Raw genomic sequence first — 26725 nt, 5'->3', positions numbered from 1 at the left:
TGACGATGTGATGTGGACTATGTCTCAGCGGGGTCTTAATTCCTGATCCGCGTAAGCGTCTCGGCGACACTTCGAGCTATTGATTTCGCACGCATTTCGGAAGGGTGTTTGGGCCCGGACAGAAAAGCGCAGGAGGTGCCGGTATGAATTTATCCGGGCCCGGGAGGAGGTCAAACGGAACGTGCCGATCCGGTTACTGGCCGCTTTCGGTGCGGGCCCGGCGGGTGCTCCGCGGGGGCGGCCGGGTACCGTCCCGTTCCGGGTGTGCCAGGTGTCCTCGCAGGTCCGGGCGGCGGGTCGGCGTGGCGTACGCCACACCCCGCGGCCCGACCGGGTATGAGGTGGGCCACGTGTGAGGGGTCCGAACTCGCGTACGCTGACGGCCACTCGCCCGTCGATGCCGGGCCATGAGGAGCGGCGAACCGCCGCGTCCCCGGTTGGCCCGCCGAGCGCGAGGAACCTTTGGGAGGTACATGCATGTCAGGGACGACGGCAGCCCGACTCCGGCTGCGCACGGCGGCCGACGGTGCCAATCGATGGGTCGTCCTCGTCGTCCTCTGCCTCAGCCTCCTGCTCGTGGCGCTCGACTCGACGGTGCTCCACGTCGCCGTGCCCGCCGTCACCGAGGACCTGAACCCCAGCGCGGTCGGTCTGCTCTGGATCGTCGACGCCTACCCGCTGGTCTGCGCCTCGCTGCTGATTCTCTTCGGCACCCTCGGCGACCGGGTGGGCCGCCGCCGGGTCCTGCTGCTCGGCTACGTCCTGTTCGGGGTCGCCTCCGCGATCGCCGCGATGGCCGACAGCCCCGCCGTGCTCATCGTGGCGCGCGCCCTGCTCGGGGTCGGCGGCGCGATGATCATGCCGGCGACGCTGTCGATCCTGCGGCAGGTCTTCCCCGACCGGCGGGAACGGGCCGTCGCGATCGGCATCTGGACCGCGGTCGCCGCGGTGGGCGCCGCCACCGGTCCGGTCATCGGCGGCTTCCTCGTCGAGCACTTCTGGTGGGGCTCGGTCTTCCTGATCAACGTCCCGCTGATGGCGCTGATCCTGCCGGTCGGACGGCTGCTGCTGCCCGAGTCGCGCGGCAGCCACGACGGCCCGTGGGACGTGCTGGGCGCGCTGATGGCCGCCGCCGGGGTGCTCGGGGTGGTCCTCGGGGTCAAGCGGGCGGGCACCGGCGAGGGCGTGCTCAGCCCGGCCACGCTCGCTCCGCTGCTGATCGGGGCGGCACTGATCGTGGTGTTCGTGCGCCGGCAGAAGCGGCGTACGCATCCGCTGATCGACATCGGGCTGTTCGCCAAGCCCGCCTTCTCCACCGCGGTGGGCTGCATCATCATCGCCATGCTGGCCCTGGTCGGTCTTGAGCTCATAGCCGTGCAGTACCTCCAGCTCGTCCTGGGCCTGAGCCCGCTGCACACCGGCCTGCGGCTCCTCCCGCTCACCTTCGCGGCCATGGCCGCGGGCGCCACCGGCTCGTACACCCTGCGCCGCATCGGCCCGCGCCGGATGGTCGGCTGGGGCTTCGTGCTCACGGCGGTCTCGGTGCTGATCCTGACCGCGATGGGGCAGCACGACCGGCCCGCACTGCTGACGGCGGCCTTCGTCGCCCTGGGCTTCGGACTGCAGACCACGCTCTTCGGGGCGTACGAATCCATGCTCAGCGAGGCCCCCGCCGACCGTGCGGGCGGGGCGGCGGCCATCGGCGAGACCTCGTACCAGCTGGGTGCGGGCATGGGGATCGCGCTGCTCGGCAGTGTCATGAACGCCGCCTACACCCCCGGACTCTCGAAGCTTCCCGGGGCGGGTGTCCCGGCCGGGGCCCACGCGGCCGCCGCCCGCTCGCTGGGCGAGGCCTACCAGGTGGCCGACCGGCTGGGCGGCCCGCTGGGTGCAGTGCTGCGCTCCACGGCGCGCCACTCATTCATCACCGGGCTGCATGTCACGCTGCTGGTCAGTGCCGCGCTGCTGCTGGCCGGGGCGCTGGCCGCGCTGCGGCTGCCGAGGGCGATGGACTGTCCGGCGCCGGTGTCCGACGAGGCGGAGCGGACGGCGGACGTGGGTGAGGCACGGGAGCACCGCGCGCCGCACGAGGTGCCCGCACCGGACCGTGCGCGGCGGCCCCTGTCGCGCCCGGCCCGGCGCCGACCCGCCGAGGCGACGGGCTCTGGACGAGCGGCACACTGAGCCGTAACGTCGGTGCGACGCCATAACTACCACTGCTAGTTTTAGCATCGTGCGAGCCGCCGGAGGCACCCTCATGTCCACCACCGAGTCCTCGAAGCTCCCGCCCTTCGACCCCGCCGACCCGATCGGCATCGACGATCTGCTCAGCGCCGAGGACCTCGCGATCCGCGGGACCGTCCGGGACTGGGCCGCCGACCGCGTCCTGCCGCACATCGCCGAGTGGTACGAGAGCGGCGAACTGCCCGGGATCCGGGAGCTGGCCCGTGAACTCGGTTCGCTCGGCGCGCTCGGCATGTCCCTCCAGGGGTACGGCTGCGCCGGCGCCACCGCCGTCCAGTACGGACTGGCCTGCCTGGAGCTGGAGGCGGCGGACTCCGGGATCCGCTCCCTGGTCTCCGTGCAGGGGTCGCTCGCCATGTACGCCATCCACCGCTTCGGCTCCGAGGAGCAGCGGCAGCGGTGGCTGCCGGGCATGGCGGCCGGCGAGATCATCGGCTGCTTCGGCCTCACCGAGCCGGACCACGGCTCCGACCCGGCCGGGATGCGCACCCACGCCAGGCGCGACGGCGGGGACTGGGTTCTCACCGGCCGCAAGATGTGGATCACCAACGGCTCGGTCGCCGGGGTCGCCGTCGTCTGGGCGCAGACCGACGACGGAATCCGCGGGTTCGCGGTGCCGACCGGCACTCCGGGCTTCTCGGCGCCCGAGATCAAGCACAAGTGGTCGCTGCGCGCCTCGGTCACCAGCGAGCTGGTGCTGGACGAGGTGCGGCTGCCCGCCGACGCGGTGCTCCCGGGCGTCACCGGTCTGCGCGGCCCGCTCGGCTGCCTCAGCCATGCCCGCTACGGCATCGTCTGGGGAGCGATGGGCGCGGCCCGTGCCAGCTTCGAGGCGGCCGTGGACTATTCGAGGACACGGGAGCAGTTCGGCCGGCCGATCGGCGGCTTCCAGCTCACCCAGGCCAAGCTCGCGGACATGGCCGTGGAACTGCACAAGGGCATCCTGCTCGCCCACCACCTGGGCCGGCGGATGGACGCCGGAAGGCTCCGCCCGGAGCAGGTCAGTTTCGGAAAGCTCAACAACGTGCGGGAGGCGATCGACATCTGCCGTACCTCGCGCACGATCCTCGGCGCCAACGGGATCTCGCTGGAGTACCCGGTGATGCGCCATGCGACGAATCTGGAGTCGGTGCTCACCTACGAGGGAACCGTGGAGATGCACCAGTTGGTACTGGGCAAGGCGCTCACCGGTTTCGACGCGTTCCGCTAGACCGTCCGGCGAGCGCCCTGCTCAGCTCTGGTTGAAGAAGCCGTCGGCCGGCCGGCCGACGGCCTCGGTCACCACCTGGGTGTCGGCCGGGGTCAGCAGGAAGACCCGGGTGGCCACACGCTCGATCGAGCCGCGCAGTCCGAAGATCAGCCCGGCGGCGAAATCCACGACGCGCTTCGCGTCGGTGGGGTCCATGGTCGTGAGGTTGACGATCACCGGGACGCCGTCCCGGAAGAGCTCTCCGATGGCCCGTGCGTCCCGGAAGCTGTCCGGGGTGACGGTGGCGATCCGGCGGCCCGTCTCCTCGGCCGCCTCGGACGCGACCTGTACCCGGGGGTCGGTCACCCAGGCGTGGCCACCGGTCCCGGTCTGCGCGCCCTCGGCGTACTCGTCGTCGTAGTACCGCTCGTCGTTGTCCTCCACGAGGCCCAGCCAGGCACTCGCCTTGCGCACCGATCCCATGGACGCCTCCTCTCACCGCGGTTCCGTGGCGTTCCGCATCTCTTTCGTATCCCTATGGTCGTCCATGATGCGGATCGTGCGCCAAGTGGATAGTCGGCGCGCAGGGTGTTCGTGACGGTACTGATGCAGAAGATGTGGCGGTATGTCAGGGTTCCTCCCGCATAAGGGGTCGGAAAGAAAGAAAATATGATGCCCCGGGCCGTACGGGTGACATGGGGGACGTACGGGTGAACGGGCCGCTCGATACGATGCCCCTCGCGCGGCCGCAGGGGTGCGGCGCGAAGGTGAACGACTCTCGGGGGACCGTCGTGTTCGGAATAGTCAGGCCCTGTGCCCATCGGTTGTCCGAGGGGCTCCGGACCGAGTGGATGGCCCATCTCTGCGGGCTCTGCCTCGCACTTCGCTCGGATCACGGGCAATTCGCCCGGATCGTCACGAACTATGACGGTCTGATTGTTTCCGTTCTGACGGAGGCTCAGTCCGAGCGCACCACCGGGTGGCGGCGCACGGCGGGGCCCTGCCCGCTGCGCGCCATGCGGACCGCGCCGGTCGCCCGCGGCGAGGGCGCCAGACTGGCCGCCGCCGTCTCCCTGGTGCTGGCCTCGGCCAAGGTCCGGGACCACGTCGCCGACGGGGACGGCCTGTTGAGGCGCCGCCCGGTCGCCGCCGCCGCGCGCCGGGTCGCCGCGGGCTGGGACCGGGCGGGGGCGCGCACCGGCGCGCAGCTCGGCTTCGACACGGCGCTGCTCGTGGACGCCGTCGACCGGCAGACCGGCATCGAGCTGATCGCCGGGCCCGGCACTCCGCTGCTCACCGTCACCGAACCCACCGAGACCGCCACCGCGGCCGCCTTCGCCCACACCGCGGTGCTGGCCGGCAGGCCGCAGAACGCGGCGCCGCTCGCCGAGGCCGGCCGTCTCTTCGGGCGCCTGGCGCATCTGCTGGACGCCGTGGAGGACCAGGAAGCTGACGCCGTGTCGGGTGCCTGGAACCCGCTCACCGCCACCGGCACCTCGCGGGACGAGGCCCGGCGGCTGTGCGACGACGCGCTGCACGGTGTACGGCTGGCGCTGCGCGACGCGGAATTCACCGACGGCAAGCTGGCCCATGTGCTGCTGGCGCACGAACTGCGCCAGTCGGTGGACCGGGCCTTCGGCACCACGGCGTGCTCGCACCGGGCCGGCGCCGTGCTCCTGGACGGAGCTGCCGGTCCGTCAGCCGCCCGGCCGGCCGGGTCCTTCGGGCCGGTGCCGGGCAACCCGTACGCCCCGGGTCCGGGTGGTCCGGGCAGTCCGCCGCAGCCGCCGCCCGAGCCCCCGCGCGACCGGCGCGGCCTGATCATGGGCTGCCTGGTGTGGGCGGGGCTGGCCTGCACCTGCCAGATGTGCTGCGGCACGTTCGAGGACCCGTGGAGCCACCAGCGCCGCGAGGGTCTGTGCAGCCAGTGCGACTGCGGTGACTGCTGCGATGCGTGTGACTGCTGCAGCAACTGCGGGGACTGCTGCGACGGGTGCGACTGCTGCGATTGCGACTGCAGCTGCTGAGGACGGGGACCCGGGCGGAGGCGGAGGACCGGACGGGGGACCGGGCGAGGACGGGGGAGCGGGCGAGGACGGGGGAGCGGATCACTTGATCTCGGGCGGCGAGATCTGCGAGGTCGTGATCGCGGATGCGCCGATGCCCCACTTCTTGAGGATCCGGTCGTAGGTGCCGTCCGCCTTGAGGCCGTTCACAGCGGCCTGGAAGGCGGGCGCCAGCGGGGTGCCCTTCTTGAAGGCGAAGCCGACGTCGAGGCGCTTGAACTCGTTGAGGAAGCGCACGCCCTCCTGCTGTCCCACCGCGTACCGCAGTCCGTTGATGGTGGACATGACCACATCGCTGCGGCCCTGCTGGAGCGAGGCCCAGGTGGCGCCCTGGTCGTTGTACGTCTTCACGTCGTACGGCTCGCGGCCCGCGTCGGTGCACCGGTGCCGGTTCTCCTCCAGGGTCACCTCGAAGGTGGTGCCCGCGCCCGTGCCCACGGTCAGGCCGCAGAGCTGGGTGAGATCGGTGACCTCCTTCAGCTTGCTGTCGTCACGGACAGCGAAACCCTGGCCGTCATTGATGTACGTGACGAAGTCGATCGTCCTGCGGCGCGCCTCGGTCACCCCGAAGTTCCCGGTGCCCACGTCGTACTTCCCGCTGTCCAGCGCCGGCAGGATCGCCTCGAAGGAGGCCACCTCGCGATCGAGGCGCAGTCCGAGCTTCCGGGCGACCGCGTCCGCGAAGTCGATGTCCGTGCCGGCCACGGTCTTCCCGTCGGCGAGGTAGGCGGAGCCCGGCGGGTTGCCGACACTCGCGGCGATGGTCAGGGTCTTGGCGGCGCGGACACCGGCGGGCAGCAGCTTCGCCGCCGCCTCGTCCTTGCGCACCGAGGAGACGACATCGGTCGTCGGCACCTTCCCCTCGGCGGCCGCGGCGCCGGCCGGTGCGGTCGCCGGATCACCGGACCCGCACGCGGTGAGGGCGAGAGCGGCGACGGTGATCAGTGCGAAGGCAGCGGTGTGCCGGGTCCGGGGCATGAGGTGTGGTTCTCCAGAGTCATCGGCCGTGAGCGGTCGTGCCGATGCCGGGGCAGCACACGGCGACCCCACGGTCGGGGCGAAGGGCGGCGGAGCGAGGGGAGGGGAGAACGGTGTTGTGCACGGGGGAGGGCACGCGGGGAAAGGCGCCCGGGCGCCGCACACGACGCCGGGCGAAGACACGCGGAAAGGCAGGGGGTCGGCTCAACAGGAGGCGGACCACACGCGACCGAAGTCGATGTGGGAGCGCTTGACCAGCCACTGCTGCGAATGCATGGCCCCAGTGGAACAGGCATCCGGTGGTCCGTCAACCGGCTCCCGGCGCACGGCTCACAGTGTGGACGGGCTTGACAACGCGCGGCGGACAGCGGTTGTCTCGGAGGCGGACCGGTGCTGAGGGGCTCGGTCCGTGTTGTGTTCCGGGCCGAAGGCACGCCCCGTGTTCGATCTCTGCATCCACGGAGCCCTCGCATGTCCGCGCAGACAGACACCCTCCTTCAGTCTTCCCCCGTCCCGCCCGAGAAGAGCGACGGAACCGACCGGCTCCGGATCGTCCCGGTGCGCCGAACGGGCCAGTGGACAGCGGCCGTTGCCGTACTGACGCTGCTCGCCCTGGTGCTGAACTCCGTCATCCGCAACGACGCCTTCCAGTGGGATGTCGTCGCCGACTACTTCACCACCGCCGCGGTGCTGCGCGGCCTCGGCCTCACCCTCTGGCTCACAGCGCTGGTCATGGTGCTGGGTTTCGCCCTCGGCACCCTGCTGGCCGTCCTCAGACTCTCCGCCAACCGCGTTCTGCGGGCGGTCGGTTGGGGATACGTCTGGCTGTTCAGATCCACCCCGATCCTGGTCCAGCTGCTGTTCTGGTTCAACATCGGCGCGCTCTACCCGCAGATCCTCGGGGTCCGTACGGTGAATCTCCTCGGCCCCGTCGCCGTCGCCGTCGTCGGACTCACCCTGCACGAGGCCGCGTACGCCGCCGAAGTCGTCCGCGGCGGCATCCTCTCCGTCGAACGCGGACAGATCGAGGCCGCCCAGTCGCTCGGCCTCGGACCCTGGCGCCGGTTCCACCGCATCGTCCTCCCGCAGGCGATGCGCTCCATCGTCCCGCCCGCCGGGAACATGCTGATCGGCACCCTCAAGGGCACCTCGATCGTCAGCGTCATCGCCGTGCAGGACCTGCTGTACTCCGTGCAGCTCGTGTACCACCGCACCTATCAGGTCATCCCGCTGCTGCTGGTCGCCACCATCTGGTACGCCGTGGTCACCTCACTGCTGAGCGTCGGCCAGCACTACGTCGAGCGGCACTACGCACGCGGCACGGCGGATGCCCGGTGAGCGGGACGCCGACGCTCGTGGTCATAGGCGCCGGACCCCGCGGCACCGGCCTGATCGAGCGCATCGCCGCCAACGCCCCCGCCCTGTACGGGGACCGCCCGCTGACCATCCACCTCGTCGATCCGTACCCGCCCGGCGGCGGGCGGATCTGGCGGCACGACCAGTCGCCGTTGCTCCGGATGAACTCCATGGCCGAGGACGTCACGATGTTCACCGACGACACCGTCCGCCAGGAGGGGCCGACCCGCCCGGGCCCCGCGCTGCACACCTGGGCGGCCGGCGTCCGGGACGGCCTGCTCGACCTCCCCGAAGGGGCCGGCACCGACCCCGGACTCCTCGACGAGATCAAGGCGCTGGAGGGCACCGACTTCCCCAGCAGACGGTTGCAGAGCGGCTATCTGCGCTGGGTGTACGGGCAGGCCGTGGCCGCCCTCCCGGAGGGCATCACCGTGCACTGGCACCGGTGCAGCGCCCTGCGGGTCACCGGCCCGCGCGAAGGCCGCCAGCGGGTCTGGCTGGCGGGGCGCGGCACGCCGCTGCTCGCCGATGCCGTCGCCGTGACCATCGGCCACCTCGAAGCCGAACCGGAGCCGGAACACCTCCGGCTGGCCGACTTCGCCGACCGGCACGGACTCCTCCACCTGCCACCGGACTTCACCGCCGACAACGACCTGACCGCGGTGCCCGCGGGCGAACCGGTCGTCGTACGGGGCTTCGGGCTCGCCTTCGTCGACCTCATGGTGCTGCTCACCGAGGGCCGCGGCGGACGGTACGAGGACGGCGAGTACGTGCCGTCCGGCCGGGAACCCGTGCTCCACGTCGGATCGCGCCGGGGCGTCCCGTACCACTCCAAGATCGGCTACACCTGGGACGGCGAGCGGCCGCCGCTGCCGCGCTTCCTCGGCCCGGAGCGGACCGGGGCGCTGCTCGCGGCGGACCGGCCGGTCGACTTCCGGCGCGATGTGTGGCCACATGTCGACAAAGAGCTCGGCCACGCCCATTACCACCGCCTCTTCACCGCCCACCCCGGGCGCACCACCGGCGACTGGGCGGACTTCGAGGCGAAGTACGCCGCCGCCGACCCGGCAGGACCCGAACTGGCCGCCCTGGTCGCCGCCGCCGTCCCCGACCCTGCGGACCGGCTCGACCTCGAAGCGCTCGACCACCCCCTGGACGGAGTGCGCCACCCCTCGTTCGACGCACTCCAGGACGGGCTGCGCGGCTACATCACCGCCGATCTGGAACGCCGCCACGACCCCGGCCACAGCCCGGACCTCGCCGTGTTCCTCGGACTGCTCTCCGTCTACGGGCAGTTGACCCGGCTCGGCGACCTCGGCGGCTGGTGGCACGGCTTCTTCAGCCATCTCGCCTCCGGCCCGCCGGGACCCCGGCTGCACCAGCTCCTCGCGCTCTCCCGGGCCGGTGTCGTCCGCTTCCTCGGCGCCGGAATGACCGTAGGGACCGACGAACGGCGGGGCCTCTTCCTCGCGGGCAGCGCCACCGTGCCGGGGCAGCGGATAGCGGCCCGCACCCTGATCGAGGCCCGGCTGCCGGACCCCACGCTGGAGCGCACCCGCAGCCCACTGCTCCGGGAACTGTACGAGGACGGGGCCGCCGCCACCGCCACCGGGCTGCTCTCGGTGGCCCCCGACAGCGGCCGGATCCTGGGCCGCGACGGCCGGCCGCACCCACGCCGCTTCGCACTCGGCCCGTTCACCACCGCCCGCGCCGGCGGGGCGTTCACCCGGCCGCGCACCGGCGGGCCGGCCTTCCGGCAGAACGACGCCACCGCCCGTACGGCGCTCACCCTCCTGCGGGACCTCGCCTGTACCGCGGGCTGACCGCGACCTCGCGCACGGCCCCGCTCCGCCCCCGTACACCGCGGCCCAAGGACCCTCATGTCCCTCACCAGTGATCACCCCATCGACAAAGCGACCGGACCACGTCCCACCGCTCCCGACGACCACCACACACCCACCCGGGTCCGGACCGTCCGCGGACGCGTCGGCAGGGCCGCGCCGCCACCGATGGCCGCGACGCTCCGGTACGTCCCTCCGAGCACCGCGCTCCGCGGCCCCCGGCACCACGCCGGACGTCACTACGCCAAGGGGGCCACGCGATGAGCACCACCACCACAACCACCGACGCCATGGTCGAGATCCGCTCCGTGCGCAAGAGCTTCGGCAGCCTCGAAGTGCTGCGCGGCATCGACCTGTCCGTACGCACCGGAGAGGTCACCGTCGTCCTCGGCCCGTCCGGCTCCGGCAAGTCCACACTGCTGCGCACCATCAACCACCTGGAGAAGGTCGACCACGGCTGGATCGGCGTCGACGGCACCCCGGTCGGCTACCGCAGGGACGGCGACAAGCTGTACGAGCTGCCCGAGCGCGAGGTGCTGCGCCGGCGCACCCGGATCGGCTTCGTCTTCCAGAACTTCAACCTCTTCCCGCACCTGACCGTGCTGGAGAACCTCGTCGAGGCCCCGGTCGCCGCCCTCGGCCGGCCGAAGAAGCAAGCCGTCGCCGCCGCGGAGAAGCTGCTCGCCCGGGTCGGGCTCGCCGACCGGGCGACGGCCTACCCCGGGCAGCTCTCCGGCGGACAGCAGCAGCGGGTGGCCATCGCCCGCGCGCTGGCCCTCGAACCGAGACTGCTGCTCTTCGACGAGCCGACCTCGGCGCTCGACCCCGAACTGGTCGGCGAGGTCCTCGACGTCATCAAGGACCTGGCCCTCCAGGGCACCACCATGATCGTCGTCACGCACGAGATCGGCTTCGCCCGCGAGGTCGCCGACACCGTCGTCTTCATGGACGAGGGACGGATCGTCGAACAGGGCGCCCCCGGCGACGTGCTCGACCGTCCGACCCACGAGCGCACCCGCGCCTTCCTGTCCAAGGTCCTGTGATCCCGCCCCGTCCGAGCTCGGCCCGCCCGGCCCGCCCGGCCCGCCCGGCCCGCCCGGGAGCCGGAGTCCGGCGGGATCCCCGAGAGAACACCTGAGAAAGCCCTGGAGAGGTACCACCATGCCTGCAACCGCCCCCCTGCACCTGGCCGCCGAGATCGGCGGCCCGCCGCGCTACGACCCCGGGCACCACACCGGCCTCGCCCGGCTCGCCGAGCACGGCGCCCTGGACTTCGTCACGCTCGGCGACTCCTTCGCCAGACCCGGCCCCGACGCGCTCGCGGTGCTCTCCCGGGTCGCGCCCGCCACCGGCCGGATCGGCCTGGTGCCCACCGTCACCACCACCCACACCGAGCCGTTCCACGTGGCGTCCGCCGTGGCCACCCTGGACTGGGTGAGCCGCGGCAGGGCGGGCTGGTACGTCGATGTGTCGACCACCGGGGCCGAGGCCCGGCTGTTCGGTCGGCGCCCGGCGGCGCCCGCCGACGAGCTGTGGCGCGAGGCCGGTGACAGCGCCGAGGTGAGTGCCCGGCTGTGGGACAGCTGGGAGGACGACGCGGAGATCAGGGACGTCGCCACCGGCCGCTTCGTCGACCGGGACAAGCTGCACCACATCGACTTCGAGGGCGCCGCCTTCTCCGTCCGGGGCCCGGCCATCGTGCCCCGGCCCCCGCAGGGGCACCCGGTCACCGTCGTCGACGGGACGAGCGGACCGGCCCGGGAGACCGCCGCCCGCCACGCGGACGTCGTGCTGGTCCGGGCCACCACCCCCGAGCAGGCCGCCGGGGCCCGTACCGATCTGCGCCGGCGCGCCGCGGCGTACGGACGCGACCCCGGCGCGCTCCGGGTCCTGGTCGCGCTCACCGTCGACCTGGGCGACGCCGAGACCGCCCCGGAACCGGGACTGGAGAGCGGGCCACCGCTCGCCGCGGGCGGCTCGTACTACCGGGGCGGCCCGGTCGACCTCGCCGAACTGATCACCCGATGGCACCGCGGCGGCGCGGCGGACGGCTTCCACCTCACGCCCATCAGCCCAGGGCGCGACCTCGAACGGATCGTCAACGGCACCGTGGCGCTGCTCCAGCACCGCAGCCTGTTCCGCACCTTCTATCCCGGCGGCACCCTCCGCGAACACCTGGGGCTGGCCCGCCCCGCCAACCGGTACGCCCTCGAAGGAGGACGGGCATGAGCACCGCGACGAGGCAGATGCATCTTGCCGCCCACTTCCCGGGCGTCAACAACACCACGGTCTGGGCGGACCCCCGCGCCGGGAGCCAGATCGACTTCTCCTCCTTCGAGCATCTCGCCCGCACCGCGGAGCGCGGCAGGTTCGACTTCTTCTTCCTCGCCGAGGGGCTGAGGCTGCGCGAGCACAACGGCCGCATCCACGACCTGGACGTGCTCGGCCGTCCCGAATCCCTCACCGTGCTGGCCGCGCTGGCGGCCGTCACCGACCGGCTCGGCCTCGCCGCCACCGTCAACGCCACCTTCAACGAGCCGTACGAGCTGGCCCGCCGCCTGGCCACCCTCGACCATCTCAGCGAGGGCCGGGCGGCCTGGAACGTCGTCACCTCCTTCGACGCCTTCACCGGGGAGAACTTCCGGCGCGGCGGCTACCTCGACCGGGCCGACCGGTACACCAGGGCCGCCGAGTTCGTCGCCACCGCCCGCGAACTGTGGGACACCTGGACCCCCGACGGCACCCCGCGTCCGTTCGCGCACCGGGGGCAGCACTTCGCCATCGAGGGCGAGTTCACCGTCCCGCGCTCCCCGCAGGGCCATCCGGTGGTGATCCAGGCCGGTGACTCCCCGGACGGCCGCGAGTTCGCCGCGTCCACCGCCGACATCGTCTTCACCCGGCACGGCACCCTGGAGTCGGGCCGTGCCTTCTACGCCGACGTCAAGGCGCGGCTGGCGAAGTACGGCCGGGAACCCGACCAGCTGAAGATCATGCCCGGGGTCACCTTCGTACTCGGCGACAGCGACGCCGAGGCCCAGGAGCGGGCGGCCGGGATCCGCCGCCGGCAGGTCTCCCCGCAGAACGCGCTGCTGGCCCTGGAACAGGTGTGGGGCCGCGACCTGTCCGCCTACGACCCCGACGGGCCGCTGCCGGACATCGACCCGGACCCCGGCTCCTCGCTGGTCCAGGGCCGGGTCGGGCACGGTGACCCCCTTGCCGTCGCGGCGCGCTGGCGGGCGCTGTCCGAGGAGAAGGGGCTGTCCATCCGGCAGACCGTCATCGAGACGACCGGCCGGCAGTCCTTCATCGGCAGCCCCCGGACGGTCGCGGAGCAGCTCACCGCGTTCGTCGCCGCCGACGCCGCCGACGGATTCATCCTCGTACCGCATCTCACCCCCGGCGGTCTGGACGACTTCGTCGACCGGGTCGTCCCGCTCCTCCAGGAGCGCGGCGTGTTCCGCTCCGAATACGGCGGTCCCACGCTGCGGTCGCATCTCGGGCTCGCCGAGCCGGTATGGAAGGGTTGACCGCATGAGCACGGACGCACAGCAGCCGCACGGATCCGAGCAGGCGGCACAGGACTGGAAGCACTGGCACGAGGAGCGGACCGCCACGGTCGCCGGACCCTACGGACCGCTCTCCCTCACCGGCACCCACTGGCTCTCCGACCACCCGGAGGGCCGCATCCCCGGAGTACCCGGGCAATGGCGGGAGGACGGCGACGAGCTGGTGCTCAGCGCCTCGGCCGCGGACGGGCTGACCGTCGACGGCGAGCCCTTCACCGGTCAGGTCCGCCTCACCGCCGACCGGGGCCCGATCGACGGGTCCCGGGTCGCGCACGGTGAGCGGCGGCTGGTCGTGCTGAGCCGCGAAGGGCTCTGGGCGGTACGGGACTTCGACCCGGACTCCCCGGCACGGCGGGCCTTCCGGGCCATCGACGCCACCCCGTACGACGCCCGCTGGGCGCTCCCGGGAACCTTCCGCCCCTACGGCAGCGCCCGCACGGTCCGGGTCGAGAACGCCGACGGGGTCGAGCGCGGCCTCGGGCTCGCCGGTGAGATCGCCTTCGAGATCGACGGTACGGAGCACACGCTGCACGTCGCGGTCGAGCCCGACGGCTCGCTCTGGGCGGTCTTCGCCGACGCCACCAGCGGGAACAGCAGCTACCGCTTCAGGTTCCTGCGGCCCGCGGCACCCGCCGAGGACGGCAGCGTGACGGTCGACCTCAACCGCGCGCTGCTGCCGCCGTGCGCCTTCGCGGACCACTTCATCTGCCCCTTCCCGCCGCCCGGCAACACCCTTTCCGTCGCCGTCGAGGCGGGGGAGCGCGACCGCATCGACGGCTGACCCGACGTCATGTCTCAGGAGCGGCGGCCCCGGCAGCGTCCCTGCTGCCGGGGCCGTTGCCGTGCGGCCGGGGCAAGTTCAGGCCAGAGGGCCCTCTTGCGCCAGAAGTTGACGCCTTGAATACTCCCGAGCAGCGCTTGTCAGGAGCACGGCATGTCCGCGGAGCGGGCTCACGGCCGTGCGAACGACTGCGCCTCACGGGTCCGACCACCCCACAGGCGGACCCCCGACTTCCCCTCGGGAGGAATGAAAAGTGAGGATCAAGCGCACCACCCCCCTCAGCGGTACCGCGAGACGCACCAGGGCCGTCGCCATCGCCGCCGGCCTCGTCGCCGTCGCGGCTCTCGCCGTCCCCGCCGCCCAGGCCGACACCAACACCACCTTCAGCGCCGCGCAGCTCTCCGCCGCGGGCGACGCCGTCCTCGGCGCCGACGTGGCGGGAACCGCGTGGAACGTCGACCCGGTGAGCAAGAAGCTCGTGGTCACCGTCGACCGCACGGTCTCGAAAGCCGAGATCGAACAGATCAAGCAGTCCGCCGGGGTCAACGCGGGCGCCCTGAAGATCGAGCGCACCACCGGGAAGATCAGCAAGCTGCTCTCCGGCGGCGACGCGATCTACGCGCCCGGCTGGCGCTGCTCCCTCGGCTTCAACGTCCGCAGTGGCAGCACCTACTACTTCCTGACCGCCGGTCACTGCACCGACGGCAACCCGCCCTGGTACACCAACTCGTCGAACTCGACCAGCATCGGTCCGACGGTCGGCTCCAGCTTCCCGACCAACGACTACGGCCTGGTCCGGTACGACAACGCCTCGGTCTCCCACGAGGGCACCGTCGGCAGCGTCGACATCACCAGCGCTGCCAACGCCACCGTCGGCATGTCCGTCACCCGGCGCGGCTCGACCACCGGCACCCACAGCGGCTCGGTCACGGGCCTCAACGCCACGGTCAACTACGGCGGCGGGGACATCGTCTACGGCATGATCAAGACCAATGTCTGCGCGGAGCCCGGCGACTCCGGCGGTCCGCTCTACTCCGGTTCCAAGGCGATCGGCCTCACCTCCGGCGGCAGCGGCGACTGCTCCTCGGGCGGCACGACGTACTTCCAGCCGGTCACCGAGGCGCTCAGCGCGTACGGGGTCAGCGTCTACTGACACCGGCGCACCCCCGGTCCGGTGCTCGAACACCCTGCCGACCGAGAAGGAGCCCCTGCCCGAATGCCGGGCGGGGGCTCCCGCTCACCCCGCGGCTTTTGAGAGGATGTGGGGCAGGTCGGTCACGCAGGAGCAACGGGGGCGGGTGCTGAGCCAGCCGGAGGGGCGACCTCCGCAAACCCCCGGCAGACACCTCAGGGGGTTCCAGGTCCGTGAAACGCATCGGAGTGACCGGTCATCGCACCATCCCGCAGGAGGCCCACGCCCATGTGCTGTCGGGGTTACGGGCGGCGCTCTGCGGCCTCGAAGGCTCCCTGGAGGCCCTCTCCAGCCTGGCGGTGGGGGCGGACCAGATCTTCGCCGACCTCGCGCTGTCCTGCGGCGCCGACCTCACCGTGGTGATCCCGAGCGGCGACTACGAGTCCTGCTTCGAGGACGCCGCCGAACTCGCCCGCTACCGGGCCCTCAAGGACCGGGCGGCCCGCGAGGTCCGGCTCGGCTACCCGCACTCCACCGACGAGGCGTACTATGCGGCCGGCGCGTACATCGCCGACCACTGCGACCGGCTGCTCGCGGTGTGGGACGGCAGGCCGGCCCGCGGCCTGGGCGGCACGGGCGACATCGTGACGTACGCCCGCAGCCTGGGCCGCCCGGTCACGGTGATCTGGCGCGAGGGCGTGGAACGTGGCTGACCGCGGACGCGGCCGGCCCGCGGCACCGGCGCCACGTCACATCGGTGGCCGGGTCGATACATCGGGATGCCGGGCCGATGAGCTGCGCCCGGCGGTCGGGCCGCCCGTGCGACTTCGCCTCGGGTGATCACCCCGGCGGATCACCCCGGACTTTCGTTCCTGGCCGTTAGTGATCACCGGATGGAGACCGATGGTCGTTGAACTCCCCGGAGAATAAAGGCACTTCGGTCACCGTTTTGGCGTGCGGAACCGTTCGGAGAAAGGCGCCCCTGCTCACCGGGACGCGACTGCCCGCTCCGGCGGCCTTGCTCCGGTCCGGCATCACGTGGCTGACAGGGGTTCGCTCCGGCGGACCTGGGAGGTGGCGGTGCGAAGGGGGAAGCGTGAGCCCGAATCGCATGCCGGTCGCACGCGCCCGGGCTCGCGGACCCCGTGCAAACGCGCCGCCCGTCAATCCCGGGGCGCGGGGGTGGAAAACCAGGCACCCCATTCCGCATTCCGAATTTCGCGCTCCCCGTTCCTCAATTGCCCGCGCCGGCAATTTCGGCACGTCTGCGCGTCGGCGCGGAATCCGAATGGGCATTCAGATCCGTGACGACCTGTGATGCGGGCCGGCGCACCGCCCCGACCCGCATCACGGACGTCACATCACATCTGGTGCCGGGCCAGCCAGTCGGTGTGCTGCGGGGAGACGATGCGCTCGGTCTCGAACACCGCCCCCGGCCACTGACGCTCGGTCAGTGTGGTCTCCATCGCCACCTGCATCGCCTCCAGGTCCTCCTCCACCAGCGAGTGGGCCGAGATCAGCGGGTGGTGGCGGCGCATCTCGCTCCACGCCAGACACGAGGCCGCCGCGGCCGACAACACCCCTGTCAGGGCGAAGGACTGGGTGACGGAGAACGTCCGCAGCAGAGCGAGGACCAGCGCGAACGCGGTCAGCGTGGCGATGGTGGTCGACCAGACCAGGGTGGCGCGCCGGGACACCTCCTGGCGCCTGCGGTACCAACTTCTCTGCTCGATAAGGCGGTCCCGCACGTACGTCTCCTTGCGTACGGTGAACGCCTTGTCCCGTAACGCGCGCATCGATTCGGTGATCAGCCCGCCCGAATCGGCCGTCAGATCGCGGGGGTCGGCCCATCCCACCTTGCGAAGTTCCTGGAGGCCCTCTTCGAGGCGGTTCGCGAACACCGCCTCCGGGTGTTGGGTACCGGTGTCGAAAGGTGACCCGTGCACCGAGTAACGCCAGCACATCGACTTGATGAACTCTGCTGCCGAGCGGTTCAGTTGCCAATGCGACTTTGCTTTGCGCCGGGCGGAGAGGTACGTCGTGATCAGGACACCCAGGTAGGCCAACACGCTGACGGCATCGGTGAGTTGAAACGAGTCACCCAGCTCGGCGTGCCAGGGGACCGCGGCCGGCGCGGCCCCCGTGACCAGGAGAATCAGCTGGACGCGGGTGGTGTTCACCGCCTCCCGCTGCCTCGCGATGGCGATCTCGTCCGTGTGGTGGAAGAGCGCCGGAAGGTCGGCGTTCCTGAAGACCATGCTCTGGAGCGGCCCGGGAAGCGCCGTCATGTTCACTCCCGTCTGCGGTTATGTCGTCACCTCAATGGCGGAATCGATGGTTCCGTTCGATTCGGGACGGCCTCGTGTGACGCTCTTGTTCCAAGTGGTCGTCCTCAGTTGCCAATCGAGGTCATGAGAGTAAAGTCGTGCCGCCGGACACTGCAATGGTGCAGATACTGTTGCTGCATTCCTGTCCGGAACCATTCCATCGGAACAAATCCCCTCAAGGACGGCCGTGAACACCTCTGAATCCTCCCTCGCCTTCGCCGTTGCGAAGAAGAGCCGTGTGCCGCTCGCCCAGATCGACGTCCGCGGCAGTGCCGCTGCCCGGAAGCTCGCCCGCGTGCACGCCGTGTCGGACGGTCGCCCCACCCAGGCGTCGACCTTCAACTCGGCACTCTGAAACAACCCGCCGAACGCCTCGTGAACCGAAGCTCCGAGCACCCCTTCGGGCTGGCTAGACTGGTGGAATGACAGGACCCCTGGTCCCTTTCCGCGAAGTCGTTCTCAAGGTTCACAGCAGGTGCGATCTCGCCTGTGACCATTGCTATGTCTATGAACATGCAGATCAGAGCTGGCGAACCCGGCCCAGGACAATCTCTGATGATGTCATTTTCCGGACTGCTCAACGCTTGGCCGAGCATGCCAAGGCACATGCACTGCCCTCCGTGTCAGTGATCCTGCACGGAGGGGAGCCTCTACTGGCGGGGCCCGCCCGATTGCGGCGAGTCTGCGAAGTGCTCACCTCCGCCTTCGACGGCGTCGCGGAACTCGACCTCCGTATCCATACCAACGGACTCCAGCTCAGTCCGCGGTATCTCGACATCTTCGACGAGTTCGACGTCAGGGTCGGCATCTCCCTCGACGGCGACCGGGCGGCCAACGACCGGCACCGCCGCTACGCGGACGGACGCAGCAGTCACCCCCTGGTCCTCAAGGCCGTCGAACTGCTCCGGCAGGAGCGCTACCGCCACCTCGATCTCGGGCTCCTGTGCACGGTCGACATCGAGAACGATCCGATCGCGGTCCTCGACGCGCTCACCGAGCTCGATCCGCCGCTCATCGACTTCCTGCTCCCGCACGCCACCTGGGACGACCCGCCGCCCCGCCCGGACGGTTCGCCCACCGCCTACGCCGACTGGCTCCTCGCGGTCTTCGACCGCTGGCAGGAGCAGGGGCGCCCGGTGCCGGTGCGGCTCTTCTCCTCGGTGCTGTCGACACTGAGCGGCGGCCCCAGCCTCACCGAGTCGCTGGGGCTCGCCCCGACCGACCTCGTCGTCGTCGAGACCGACGGCCAGCTGGAGCAGGTCGACTCGCTCAAGAGCGCCTACGAAGGGGCCGCGGCCACCGGCTTCGACGTCTTCACCCACACCTTCGACGAGGTGGCGGCCCACCCCGGGGTGCGGGCCCGTCAGCTCGGGCTGGCCGGTGTCAGCGAGGCCTGCCGCCGCTGTCCCGTCGTGCGCTCGTGCGGTGGCGGCCTCTACACCCACCGGTACCGCTCCACCGGGCCGTCCGGCGAGTTCGACAACCCCTCCGTGTACTGCGAGGACCTGGCCGCCCTGGTGCGCGGCATCGAGGCACGCACGGCCGCGTCCCTCGTCGCGCCCGAGCTGACCGATCCGGCCGAACTGGCCGGCTCCCAGCGAGACCTCACCCGAATGCTGCTGGCCCGGCTGAACGCCGACGTCGAGGAGCGGGACGACGAGCGATGGACCCGGGCCTGGGAGCTGGCCGCCGCCGTCGAGGCCTCCGAGGAGGGGGCCCGCGGCCTGGACGAGGTGCTGTCCCTCCCGTACACCCGCACCTGGCTGCTCCGCGCCCTGGAGGCGCTCCGTGAAGGGCCGGGGTCGGTGCGCGACGCGCTGCGGCTGCCCGCGTATCTCGCGGCCGCCGCCGTACGGGCCGGCCTCGACCTCTGGGCGGATGTGGGCTACACGGACGGCAGGCTGGTCCTGCCGGGCCTCGGCGAGTTGCGGGTCGGCGGACCGGGGGAGCGCGGCACGGCGCGGGTGCGTGCCGTCGAGGGCGGCCTCCTGGTCCGGCGGAACGAGGGGGATCCGGCCGAACGGCGGATCACGCTGTCGCCGGCCGCCGGCCCCGGCTGGCGTCCGGTGCGCCGACTGGTGGTGCCCGGTGGGGCGTCCGGCCCGGCGCTCGATCTGGTGCTCGACGACCTCGACCCGTACCGCGACTGCTTCGCCGCGCCGGCCGCGGCCGCGCTCGACGACCGCGCCGCCGCGGACCTGTCGGGCAGGATCGGCGACGCCTGGGCGCTGATCGGGGAGAGGGCGCCGCTGCGCGCCGCGGAGGCGGCCGGACGCCTCACCACCCTCACCCCGCTCACCGGCCTCGCCCCCGCCGAACCCGCCGTGGGCCGGCACGGCCGCGGCGCGCTGGGTATCGCCGCGTACGGCAGCGCCGAGGAACTGGCGCTCGCACTGCTGCGCGGATCGCGGCGGGCCGAATTGCAGGCGCTGGCCGATGTCACGGATCTTTACGCGGCGGACGGCTCCTGGGAACATCGGATTCCTTGGAAGGAAGAACCAGTTCCGTTTTCCCGGTTGCTGGCCGAGACCTATGAGCGGATGGCGTTGGGCGCATTCGAGCCGCGCTGCCTGGAGGGCGTACCGCAGGCCCTCGACACGTTGGAGGGTGCTGCCGAGCTGACGGTGAGTGGAAAACGGCTGCTGGACCTGATGCGAAAAGAGATCTGAGGCTCGAATTCCGGTTCGGACGGAACGCCGGTGCACACGGGACAACTGGGAGGAACAGCCGCAGACCGAATTCGATCAAGGAAATGTTCGGCCGGACCCGGGAACGTATGACTGAAAACCGGCGTTGAATGACCGAACGCCATGGGGGTGGAGCAACGTCCGCTCCGGAATGATGAATTCGCTCGCATTCACTTCAGTCCCCGGATGCGGGTGCTCACACAGGACGGGGGTCGTGTGCACGCAACAACGCAGCAGCGAGCGGCGGACCATCGGCCGTACTTCTTCTTGAGTTATGCCCATACACCGGGCTACGGCCGAGGAACGGACCCCGATATGTGGGTCGAACGCCTCTTCAAGGATCTCTGTGACCACGTGCTGGCCATGACGGATCTGCCCGCGGGCGCGCCCGCGGGGTTCATCGACCGCGAGATACGCTCCGGCGAGGGCTGGTCCGAACGGCTCGGTGAGGTGCTCGCCACCTGCCGGGTGTTCGTTCCGCTGTTCTCGCCGCGCTACTTCGCGAGCGAGATGTGCGGCAAGGAGTGGTACGCCTTCGCCCAGCGCGCCATCCACCACCGGGCCCGCTCCAACCAGCGGGCCGAGGCGATCGTCCCGGCCCTCTGGGTGCCGGTACCCCCGAGCCAGCTCCCCGGCCCCGCCGAACGGTTACAGTTCAACCACCGTGATTTCGGGGACCGTTACGTCAGTGACGGCCTCTACGGGCTCATCAAACTCCGGCTCTTCGCCGAGGAGTACGAGCGCGCGGTGTACGAACTCGCCAAGCGCATCGTCAATGTCGCCGACACCATAAGGATCGGCACCGGCCGCCCCGTCGACTACCGGCTGGCGCCCAGCGCCTTCGGCCCGCCCAACAGCTCGGTGGGCGCCCCCCGTCCCATGCAGGTCACCATCGCCGCCGCCACCCGGCACGACCTGCCCGCAGGCCGCAATCCCGACTACTACGGCGACAGTCCGCAGGACTGGAACCCCTACCACCCGGCCGCAGCGCGTCCCCTGGCCTACGTCGCCGAGGACCTGGTGCGCTCCCTCAACTACCAGGCGACCATCTCCTCCTTCGACGAGGAGACCGGGCACGGGGAAGGCAAACAGCCGCCCAGCAGGCCGGAGATCCTGCTCGTGGACCGCTGGGCCCTGCAGGACGAGGACCGGTGCCGTCGGCTCGCCGCCTTCGACGCCGAGAACCGCCCGTGGGTGACGATGATCGTGCCGTGGAACCGGGAGGACCACGAGAGCATGGCGGCCGAGGCCGAACTGACCGAGAAGCTCGAACAGACCATGCCGACCAAGATGCGCCAGGGACGGGCCTACTGCCGGGCCGCCGCCAAGGGCGTCCCCAGCATGGAGGCCTTCGGGCAGCTCCTGCCGCAGGTCGTCGAGGTGGCGGCCCAGCAGTACCTGAGACACGCGGCGGTGTACCCACCGGCCACCGGCGGCGGACACACCGAACGGACACGGCTGCTGGGGCCGATGGCACAGACGAACCACACCCCCGAGACACACGACCCTGCGACGGATGCGGAGGACACGGATGACGGCCAGTCGTGACGGGCGCATCGTCACCTTCTACTCGTACAAGGGCGGCACCGGGCGCACCATGGCCCTGGCCAACACGGCCTGGATACTCGCCGCCAACGGAAAACGGGTACTGGCCGTCGACTGGGACCTGGAGGCGCCGGGGCTCCACCGTTTCTTCCACCCGTTCCTCGACCCGTCGACACTCGGTGCCACCACCGGCGTCATCGACCTGATCACCGAGTACGCGTGGGCCGCCACCAGCCCCGTCCAGCGCGCCGACGACTGGCACCGCGACTACGCCCGGATCCAGCCGCACGCCGTCTCCCTCACCCCCGAGGCGCTCGGCTGGGAGTTCCCGCAGGGCGGCACGCTCGACTTCGTCTCCGCCGGGCGGCAGAACCGCGAGTACTCCGCGACCGTCTCCACCTTCGACTGGGACAACTTCTACGACCGGCTCGGCGGCGGGCACTTCTTCGACGCCCTGCGCGACGACATGAAGGCCAACTACGACTACGTCCTCATCGACAGCCGGACCGGCCTCAGCGACATCGCCGACATCTGCACGGTCCACCTCCCCGACGTCCTCGTCGACTGCTTCACGCTCAGCGACCAGTCCATCGACGGCGCCGCCTCCGTCGCCCGGCAGATCTCCGAGCGCTACACCGGCCGCCCCATCTCCATCTTCCCCGTCCCGATGCGCATCGACGAGGGCGAGAAGGAGAAGGCGGACGCCGGACGGGCGCTGGCCCGGCTGAAGTTCGACCGGCTGCCGCGCGACCTGTCCGGTGACGAACTCACCGCCTACTGGGGCGCGGTGGAGATCCCCTACCGCCCCTACTACGCGTACGAGGAGACCCTCGCCACCTTCGGCGACGAGGCCGGCCTCACCAACTCGCTGCTCTCCGCCTTCGAACGGCTCACCTCCGTCATCACCGACCAGCAGATCACCTCGATGCCACCGGTCGGCGAAGAGGTACGGCTGCGCATCCGGGACGCGTTCACCCGGCGCAGGCCCGCGCTGCCGGCCGATCTCTTCCTCAGCTATGTGGCGGAGAACCGGATGTGGGCCGACTGGATCGAGTCCGTGCTCACCCGGGCCGGGTTCCGTGTCGTCCCGCGCGACGTGTCCGCCCAGCGGGAGTCCGCGGACCCGGCGCCCGCCGAGAACGCCGCCCGTACCGTGGTGCTGCTCTCCAGCGCCTACCTCAAGTCCCAGCGCGCGGTGAACCTCTGGGACCGGGCCGTCGCGGAGGACCCCGGCGGCGGCCGGCGCCATCTGCTGCCGCTCAGGGTCGGTGACGTACGGCTCTCCGCGCCCTACATCGACCGCAATCCCGTCGACCTCTTCCGGCTCGACGAGGTGCACGCCACCGCAGCCCTGCTGCGCGCCCTGGACCGGCCCGTACAGCTCACCGACGCGGTCTCGCCCGGACCGCGCTTCCCGGGCACCGTCCCCAGGATCTGGAACGCCCCGCCCCGCAACCCCGGCTTCACCGGCCGCTCCCTGGTCCTGGAACGGATGCGCGACCAGCTCGGCGGCGGCATGGCCGTGGTGCTGCCGCAGCCGCAGACCCTGTACGGACTCGGCGGCGTCGGCAAGACCCAGGTGGCCCTGGAGTACGTGCACCGCTTCATGGCCGACTACGACCTGGTCTGGTGGATATCTTCCGAGCAGACCGACGACGTGGTGGCCGCGCTCGCCGAGCTGGCGGTCCGGCTCGGCGCCCAGGGCGGCGACGACATGGCGGCCGCCTCCCAGGAGGCCGTGGACCTGCTGCGGCGGGGCGTGCCCTCGGACCGCTGGCTGCTGGTCTTCGACAACGCCGACGACCCCGAACGGCTGCGGCGCTACTTCCCGCAGGGCGGCTCGGGCCACATCCTGGTCACCTCGCGGAACCAGGCGTGGTCCCAGCACGGCGACGCGCTGCCGGTCGACGTCTTCCTGCGCGAGGAGTCCATCGAACACCTCCAGCGCCGGGCCCCCGGACTGAGCGACGAGGACGCCGCCCAGGTGGCCACCGCCGTCGGTGACCTGCCGCTGGCCGTCGAGCAGGCGGCGGCCTGGATCGCGGAGACCGCCACCCCGATCGACACCTACCTCGAACAGCTGGCCCAGCAGGCCCCCGAGGTCCTGGCGCTCAACCAGCCGGCCGGATACCCGGAGCCGGTCGCCGCGACCTGGAACATCTCCATCCAGCGGCTCAAGGAGCGCTCGCCCGCCGCGGTGCGGCTGCTCCAGCTCTGCGCCTTCTTCGCGCCCGAGCCCATCTCGGGGAACCTCCTGTACAGCAAGGAGATGATCGAGGCGCTGAAGCCGTACGACGCCTCGCTCCAGGAGAAGCTGGTGCTGGGCCGGGTCATCCGGGAGATCGGCCGGTTCGCCCTCGCCAAGGTCGACCAGGTGTCCAACTCCATCCAGGTGCACCGGCTCGTCCAGGCGGTCATCCGGGCACAGCTGACCGAGGAGGAGCAGCGGGACGCCCGGCACGCCGTCCACCGCATCCTGGCGGGCGCCCGGCCCGACGACGACGAACCGATCGACAACCCGTCGACCTGGCCGCAGTTCGCCACCATCTGGCCGCACCTCGGCCCGTCCGACGCCCGCAACTGCAAGGAGCCCGAGGCCCGCAGGCTCCTGATCGACCGGGTCCGCTACCTCTGGAAGCGCGGTGACTTCCGGACCGCCACCACGCTCTGCGAGGAGCTCCGCGAGATCTGGCGCCAGACGCTGGGGGAGCGGGACATCCAGTACCTCTACCTCTGCTTCCATCTCTCCAACATCTACCGATCGCGCGGCCGTTACGTGGAGGCCAGGGAGCTCGACGAGATCACCCTGGAGACGCAGCGGGAGGTGCTGGGCGCGGAGCACCCCCACACGTACATGAGTACCAGCAGTCTGGCGACCGACCTCGGCACGCTCGGGGAATACACCAGGGCGATCGAGCTGGCGACCGAGGCCACCGACGGGTTCAACCAGATCTTCCACGAATCGCATCCGAGGACGCTGGCGGCGGCCAACAACCTGGCGTTCACCCTGCGGTCGATCGGGCAGTACGCCAAGGCCCGCGAGATCGACCAGGACGTCTTCGACCGGCGCGTCGAGGTGCTCGGCGCGGAACACCCCTACAGCCTCTCCTCGGCCATGAACCTGGCCCGTGACCTGCGGGACGTCGGACGGTACGAGGACTCGGTCGGCATCCTCAGCCGTACGTACGACAGCTACAAGGCCACGCTCGGCCGGGCCTTCCCGGGCACGCTGAGCGCGGCGAAGAGCCTTGCGGTGTCGCTGCGCCGCGCGGGCAGACTGGAGGACGCCCGCCGGCTGACGGTGGCCACCCGCGCCAGGTACCGGGCCAAGTACACCTCAGCCAACCCGGAGTCGCTGGCCTGCGATCTGAATCTGGCGGCCGACCTGTTCGCGGCCGGCGAGGCGACCGAGGCCAGGGACACCGCACAGGAGGTCGTCGACCAGTACATGAAGGTGCCGGGCGAGAAACACCCGTACACCCTCGCCGCGCTGAACAATCTGGGCGTCTACCAGTCGGGGAGCGGTGCGCCCGAGGAGTCGGTGCGGGTGCTGACCAGAGTGGTCGCCGCGATGCGGGAGGTGTACGGGCCGGAGCACCCCAACACCCTGTTCTGCGTGATGAACCTGGCGAACGCGACGGCGGAGCGGGGCGACCTCGATCTGGTACTGGAGACCGAGGAGAAGGTGTCCGGGCAGCTCAGGAGGGTACTGGGGGCGCATCACCCGGAGACCCTGGCCATGACGTCGAACATGGCGGTCACGCTCGACGCGATGGGGCGAAAGGACGAGGCGCTGCGGCTGAGGTCCGAGACGGTCGAGGAGCTGGCCCGTCAGCTCGGCGACGACCATCCGATGACCCGGATCGCCCGGGACGACGACCGGTTCGAACGCGAACTGGAACCGACGGCGGTGTGAGCCCCGGGGGGGGGGGGGGGGGGGGGGGGGGGGGCCCCCCGCGGCCCCGCCCCCCCCCCCGCCGGGGGGGGGGGGGGGCCCCCCCGCGGGGGGGAGTCCCCCCCCCCCCCCCCCGGGCCGCCGGGTCCGCCCGCTATTCGGCGGGCGGGTCCAGCAGCCAGTTGAGGATCCTGGGCAGCGCGTGCAGCGCGTCGAAGTGCGCTGCCGCCGGTTCCACCACGACGGTGGAGTTGGGGATGCGCTCGGCCAGCCAACGCGAGTGGCCCACCGGCGAGAACACGTCCTTCTCGCCGTGCCACAGCATCACCGGACCGGTGATGTCCGCCGGGTCGAAGCCCCACGGATTGCTGAACGCGATCGCGTCGTCGATCCAGCCCCAGGCCGAAGTACGCAGCCCCTCGCGGTAGTTGCGCAGCAGCATGGTGCGGACCCCGACGTCGTTGACCACCATCCGGTCGGAGTCGGTCAGCTCCTGGCGCAGATCGTCGATGAGCCGGACCGGGTTCTTCCGGATGACCGCGGACCGCGAGATGAACGACTCCGCGAGCCCGTCCGGATCGGCCGCCGCCGTGGAGTACGCCAGCACGTTGGAGGCGGCCATCCCGTCGAACCAGTCGAGCCCGTCGGCCCCCCACGGGGCCAGCCCGACCAGCGCGGCGGTACGGGTCACCCGCTCGGGCATCAGCGCCGCGCAGGCCAGGGCGTGCGGCGCACCACCGGACCGGCCCACCACGGCGAACCGTTCGAGCCCGAGATGGTCCGCGATGGCCCGCACGTCCTGAACGGCGTCGGCGACACAGCGCCCCGGCAGCCGGTCGGACTCGCCGTAGCCCGGCCGGTCGTAGGTGATCAGCTGGGTCTTGCGCTGGTACAGGACCATGCCGCGCGGAGCCGGACCGAGCCTGCTGCCGGGCATTCCGTGCAGCAGGAAGACCGGTCTGCCGCGGGGATCCCCGAGACGCTCAACCACCAGATGCCGCCCGTCCGCCGCGCGCACCTGACTACGCACTTGGCGCCTCCTCCGTAAGGTGCGGGCACCGAGTGCCCGTCTTTTCCCGCCCGATTCGATGATGGCTCATCAGAGCTCTTACCGAGTC

19 protein-coding genes are annotated in these 26725 nt (G+C 71.3%); 15 read left to right on the top strand and 4 right to left on the bottom strand.

The window, feature by feature from the left end; all coding sequences use genetic code 11:
* The first annotated feature begins 477 nt into the window (after nt 1-477).
* Nucleotides 478-2184 carry an MFS transporter gene (locus ACGF8B_RS17470; protein ID WP_392739202.1) on the top strand — a complete coding sequence of 569 codons (1707 nt, stop codon included), beginning with the start codon at nt 478-480 and terminating at the stop codon, nt 2182-2184.
* A 73-nt stretch (nt 2185-2257) separates the two neighbouring features.
* Nucleotides 2258-3454: an acyl-CoA dehydrogenase family protein gene (locus tag ACGF8B_RS17465; RefSeq protein ID WP_392739200.1), complete on the top strand. Its 1197-nt coding sequence runs from the start codon at nt 2258-2260 to the stop codon at nt 3452-3454.
* Nucleotides 3455-3475: 21 nt separating this feature from the next.
* Here the strand turns inward: ACGF8B_RS17465 and ACGF8B_RS17460 are convergent, their stop codons facing one another.
* Nucleotides 3476-3916, bottom strand: coding sequence for a cell division protein SepF (locus ACGF8B_RS17460; protein ID WP_384774204.1), 441 nt, complete (start codon nt 3914-3916; stop codon nt 3476-3478).
* Nucleotides 3917-4224: 308 nt separating this feature from the next.
* On the opposite strand from ACGF8B_RS17460, the gene ACGF8B_RS17455 reads away from it, so the two are divergent.
* Nucleotides 4225-5460 carry a DUF5685 family protein gene (locus ACGF8B_RS17455; protein ID WP_392739198.1) on the top strand — a complete coding sequence of 412 codons (1236 nt, stop codon included), beginning with the start codon at nt 4225-4227 and terminating at the stop codon, nt 5458-5460.
* An 81-nt stretch (nt 5461-5541) separates the two neighbouring features.
* Here ACGF8B_RS17455 and ACGF8B_RS17450 read toward each other — a convergent pair whose 3' ends face one another.
* Nucleotides 5542-6477, bottom strand: a complete 936-nt coding sequence (locus ACGF8B_RS17450) for an ABC transporter substrate-binding protein (protein ID WP_392739196.1) — start codon at nt 6475-6477, stop codon at nt 5542-5544.
* A gap of 471 nt (nt 6478-6948) precedes the next feature.
* Here ACGF8B_RS17450 and ACGF8B_RS17445 point away from each other — a divergent pair, with 471 nt between their 5' ends.
* The 8 genes from ACGF8B_RS17445 to ACGF8B_RS17410 all read left to right on the top strand — a co-directional run bounded on the left by ACGF8B_RS17445 (nt 6949) and on the right by ACGF8B_RS17410 (nt 15866).
* On the top strand, nt 6949-7815 hold the full coding sequence (locus ACGF8B_RS17445; protein WP_392739194.1) for an amino acid ABC transporter permease: 867 nt from the start codon (nt 6949-6951) through the stop codon (nt 7813-7815).
* Nucleotides 7812-9656 (top strand): FAD/NAD(P)-binding protein, encoded by a 1845-nt coding sequence (locus tag ACGF8B_RS17440; RefSeq protein ID WP_392739193.1) that lies wholly within the window; start codon nt 7812-7814, stop codon nt 9654-9656. Before ACGF8B_RS17445 ends, ACGF8B_RS17440 begins: the two co-directional genes overlap by 4 nt.
* Nucleotides 9657-9964: 308 nt before the next feature.
* Nucleotides 9965-10717 (top strand): amino acid ABC transporter ATP-binding protein, encoded by a 753-nt coding sequence (locus ACGF8B_RS17435; protein WP_392739307.1) that lies wholly within the window; start codon nt 9965-9967, stop codon nt 10715-10717.
* 118 nt (nt 10718-10835) lie between these two features.
* On the top strand, nt 10836-11903 hold the full coding sequence (locus ACGF8B_RS17430; protein ID WP_392739192.1) for an LLM class flavin-dependent oxidoreductase: 1068 nt from the start codon (nt 10836-10838) through the stop codon (nt 11901-11903).
* A gap of 17 nt (nt 11904-11920) precedes the next feature.
* Complete coding sequence (locus ACGF8B_RS17425) at nt 11921-13201, top strand: NtaA/DmoA family FMN-dependent monooxygenase (RefSeq protein ID WP_392739305.1); 1281 nt, start codon at nt 11921-11923, stop codon at nt 13199-13201.
* 4 nt (nt 13202-13205) lie between these two features.
* Nucleotides 13206-14021 carry a DUF1684 domain-containing protein gene (locus ACGF8B_RS17420; RefSeq protein ID WP_392739190.1) on the top strand — a complete coding sequence of 272 codons (816 nt, stop codon included), beginning with the start codon at nt 13206-13208 and terminating at the stop codon, nt 14019-14021.
* Between the two features lie 253 nt (nt 14022-14274).
* Nucleotides 14275-15174 carry a S1 family peptidase gene (locus ACGF8B_RS17415; protein WP_392739189.1) on the top strand — a complete coding sequence of 300 codons (900 nt, stop codon included), beginning with the start codon at nt 14275-14277 and terminating at the stop codon, nt 15172-15174.
* A 212-nt stretch (nt 15175-15386) separates the two neighbouring features.
* Nucleotides 15387-15866: a hypothetical protein gene (locus tag ACGF8B_RS17410; RefSeq protein ID WP_342280408.1), complete on the top strand. Its 480-nt coding sequence runs from the start codon at nt 15387-15389 to the stop codon at nt 15864-15866.
* 648 nt (nt 15867-16514) lie between these two features.
* Here the strand turns inward: ACGF8B_RS17410 and ACGF8B_RS17405 are convergent.
* Entirely contained in the window at nt 16515-17441 is a 927-nt protein-coding gene (locus ACGF8B_RS17405) for a DUF4231 domain-containing protein (protein WP_392739187.1), read from the bottom strand.
* Between the two features lie 226 nt (nt 17442-17667).
* Here ACGF8B_RS17405 and fxsA point away from each other — a divergent pair, with 226 nt between their 5' ends.
* The 4 genes from fxsA to fxsT all read left to right on the top strand — a co-directional run bounded on the left by fxsA (nt 17668) and on the right by fxsT (nt 25628).
* Nucleotides 17668-17835, top strand: coding sequence for an FxSxx-COOH cyclophane-containing RiPP peptide (gene fxsA / locus ACGF8B_RS17400; RefSeq protein WP_392739186.1), 168 nt, complete (start codon nt 17668-17670; stop codon nt 17833-17835).
* 67 nt (nt 17836-17902) lie between these two features.
* Nucleotides 17903-20149, top strand: a complete 2247-nt coding sequence (gene fxsBH, locus ACGF8B_RS17395) for a radical SAM/SPASM protein FxsBH, inactivated beta-hydroxylase extension form (protein WP_392739185.1) — start codon at nt 17903-17905, stop codon at nt 20147-20149.
* Nucleotides 20150-20353: 204 nt separating this feature from the next.
* On the top strand, nt 20354-21715 hold the full coding sequence (gene fsxC / locus ACGF8B_RS17390) for an FxsC protein (RefSeq protein WP_392739183.1): 1362 nt from the start codon (nt 20354-20356) through the stop codon (nt 21713-21715).
* On the top strand, nt 21699-25628 hold the full coding sequence (gene fxsT, locus ACGF8B_RS17385; protein ID WP_392739181.1) for an FxSxx-COOH system tetratricopeptide repeat protein: 3930 nt from the start codon (nt 21699-21701) through the stop codon (nt 25626-25628). The genes fsxC and fxsT overlap by 17 nt, the downstream gene beginning before the upstream one ends.
* A gap of 133 nt (nt 25629-25761) precedes the next feature.
* Here fxsT and ACGF8B_RS17380 read toward each other — a convergent pair whose 3' ends face one another.
* Nucleotides 25762-26637 carry an alpha/beta fold hydrolase gene (locus ACGF8B_RS17380; protein WP_266916898.1) on the bottom strand — a complete coding sequence of 292 codons (876 nt, stop codon included), beginning with the start codon at nt 26635-26637 and terminating at the stop codon, nt 25762-25764.
* Nucleotides 26638-26725 lie beyond the last annotated feature (88 nt).

Origin of the sequence: Streptomyces sp. NPDC047917 (genome assembly GCF_043204345.1) — a bacterium.
Taxonomy (GTDB): Bacteria; Actinomycetota; Actinomycetes; order Streptomycetales; family Streptomycetaceae; genus Streptomyces; species Streptomyces sanglieri.
The sequence above is the reverse complement of the archived record's forward strand: the minus strand, read 5'-3'. Positions and strand labels throughout refer to the sequence as shown.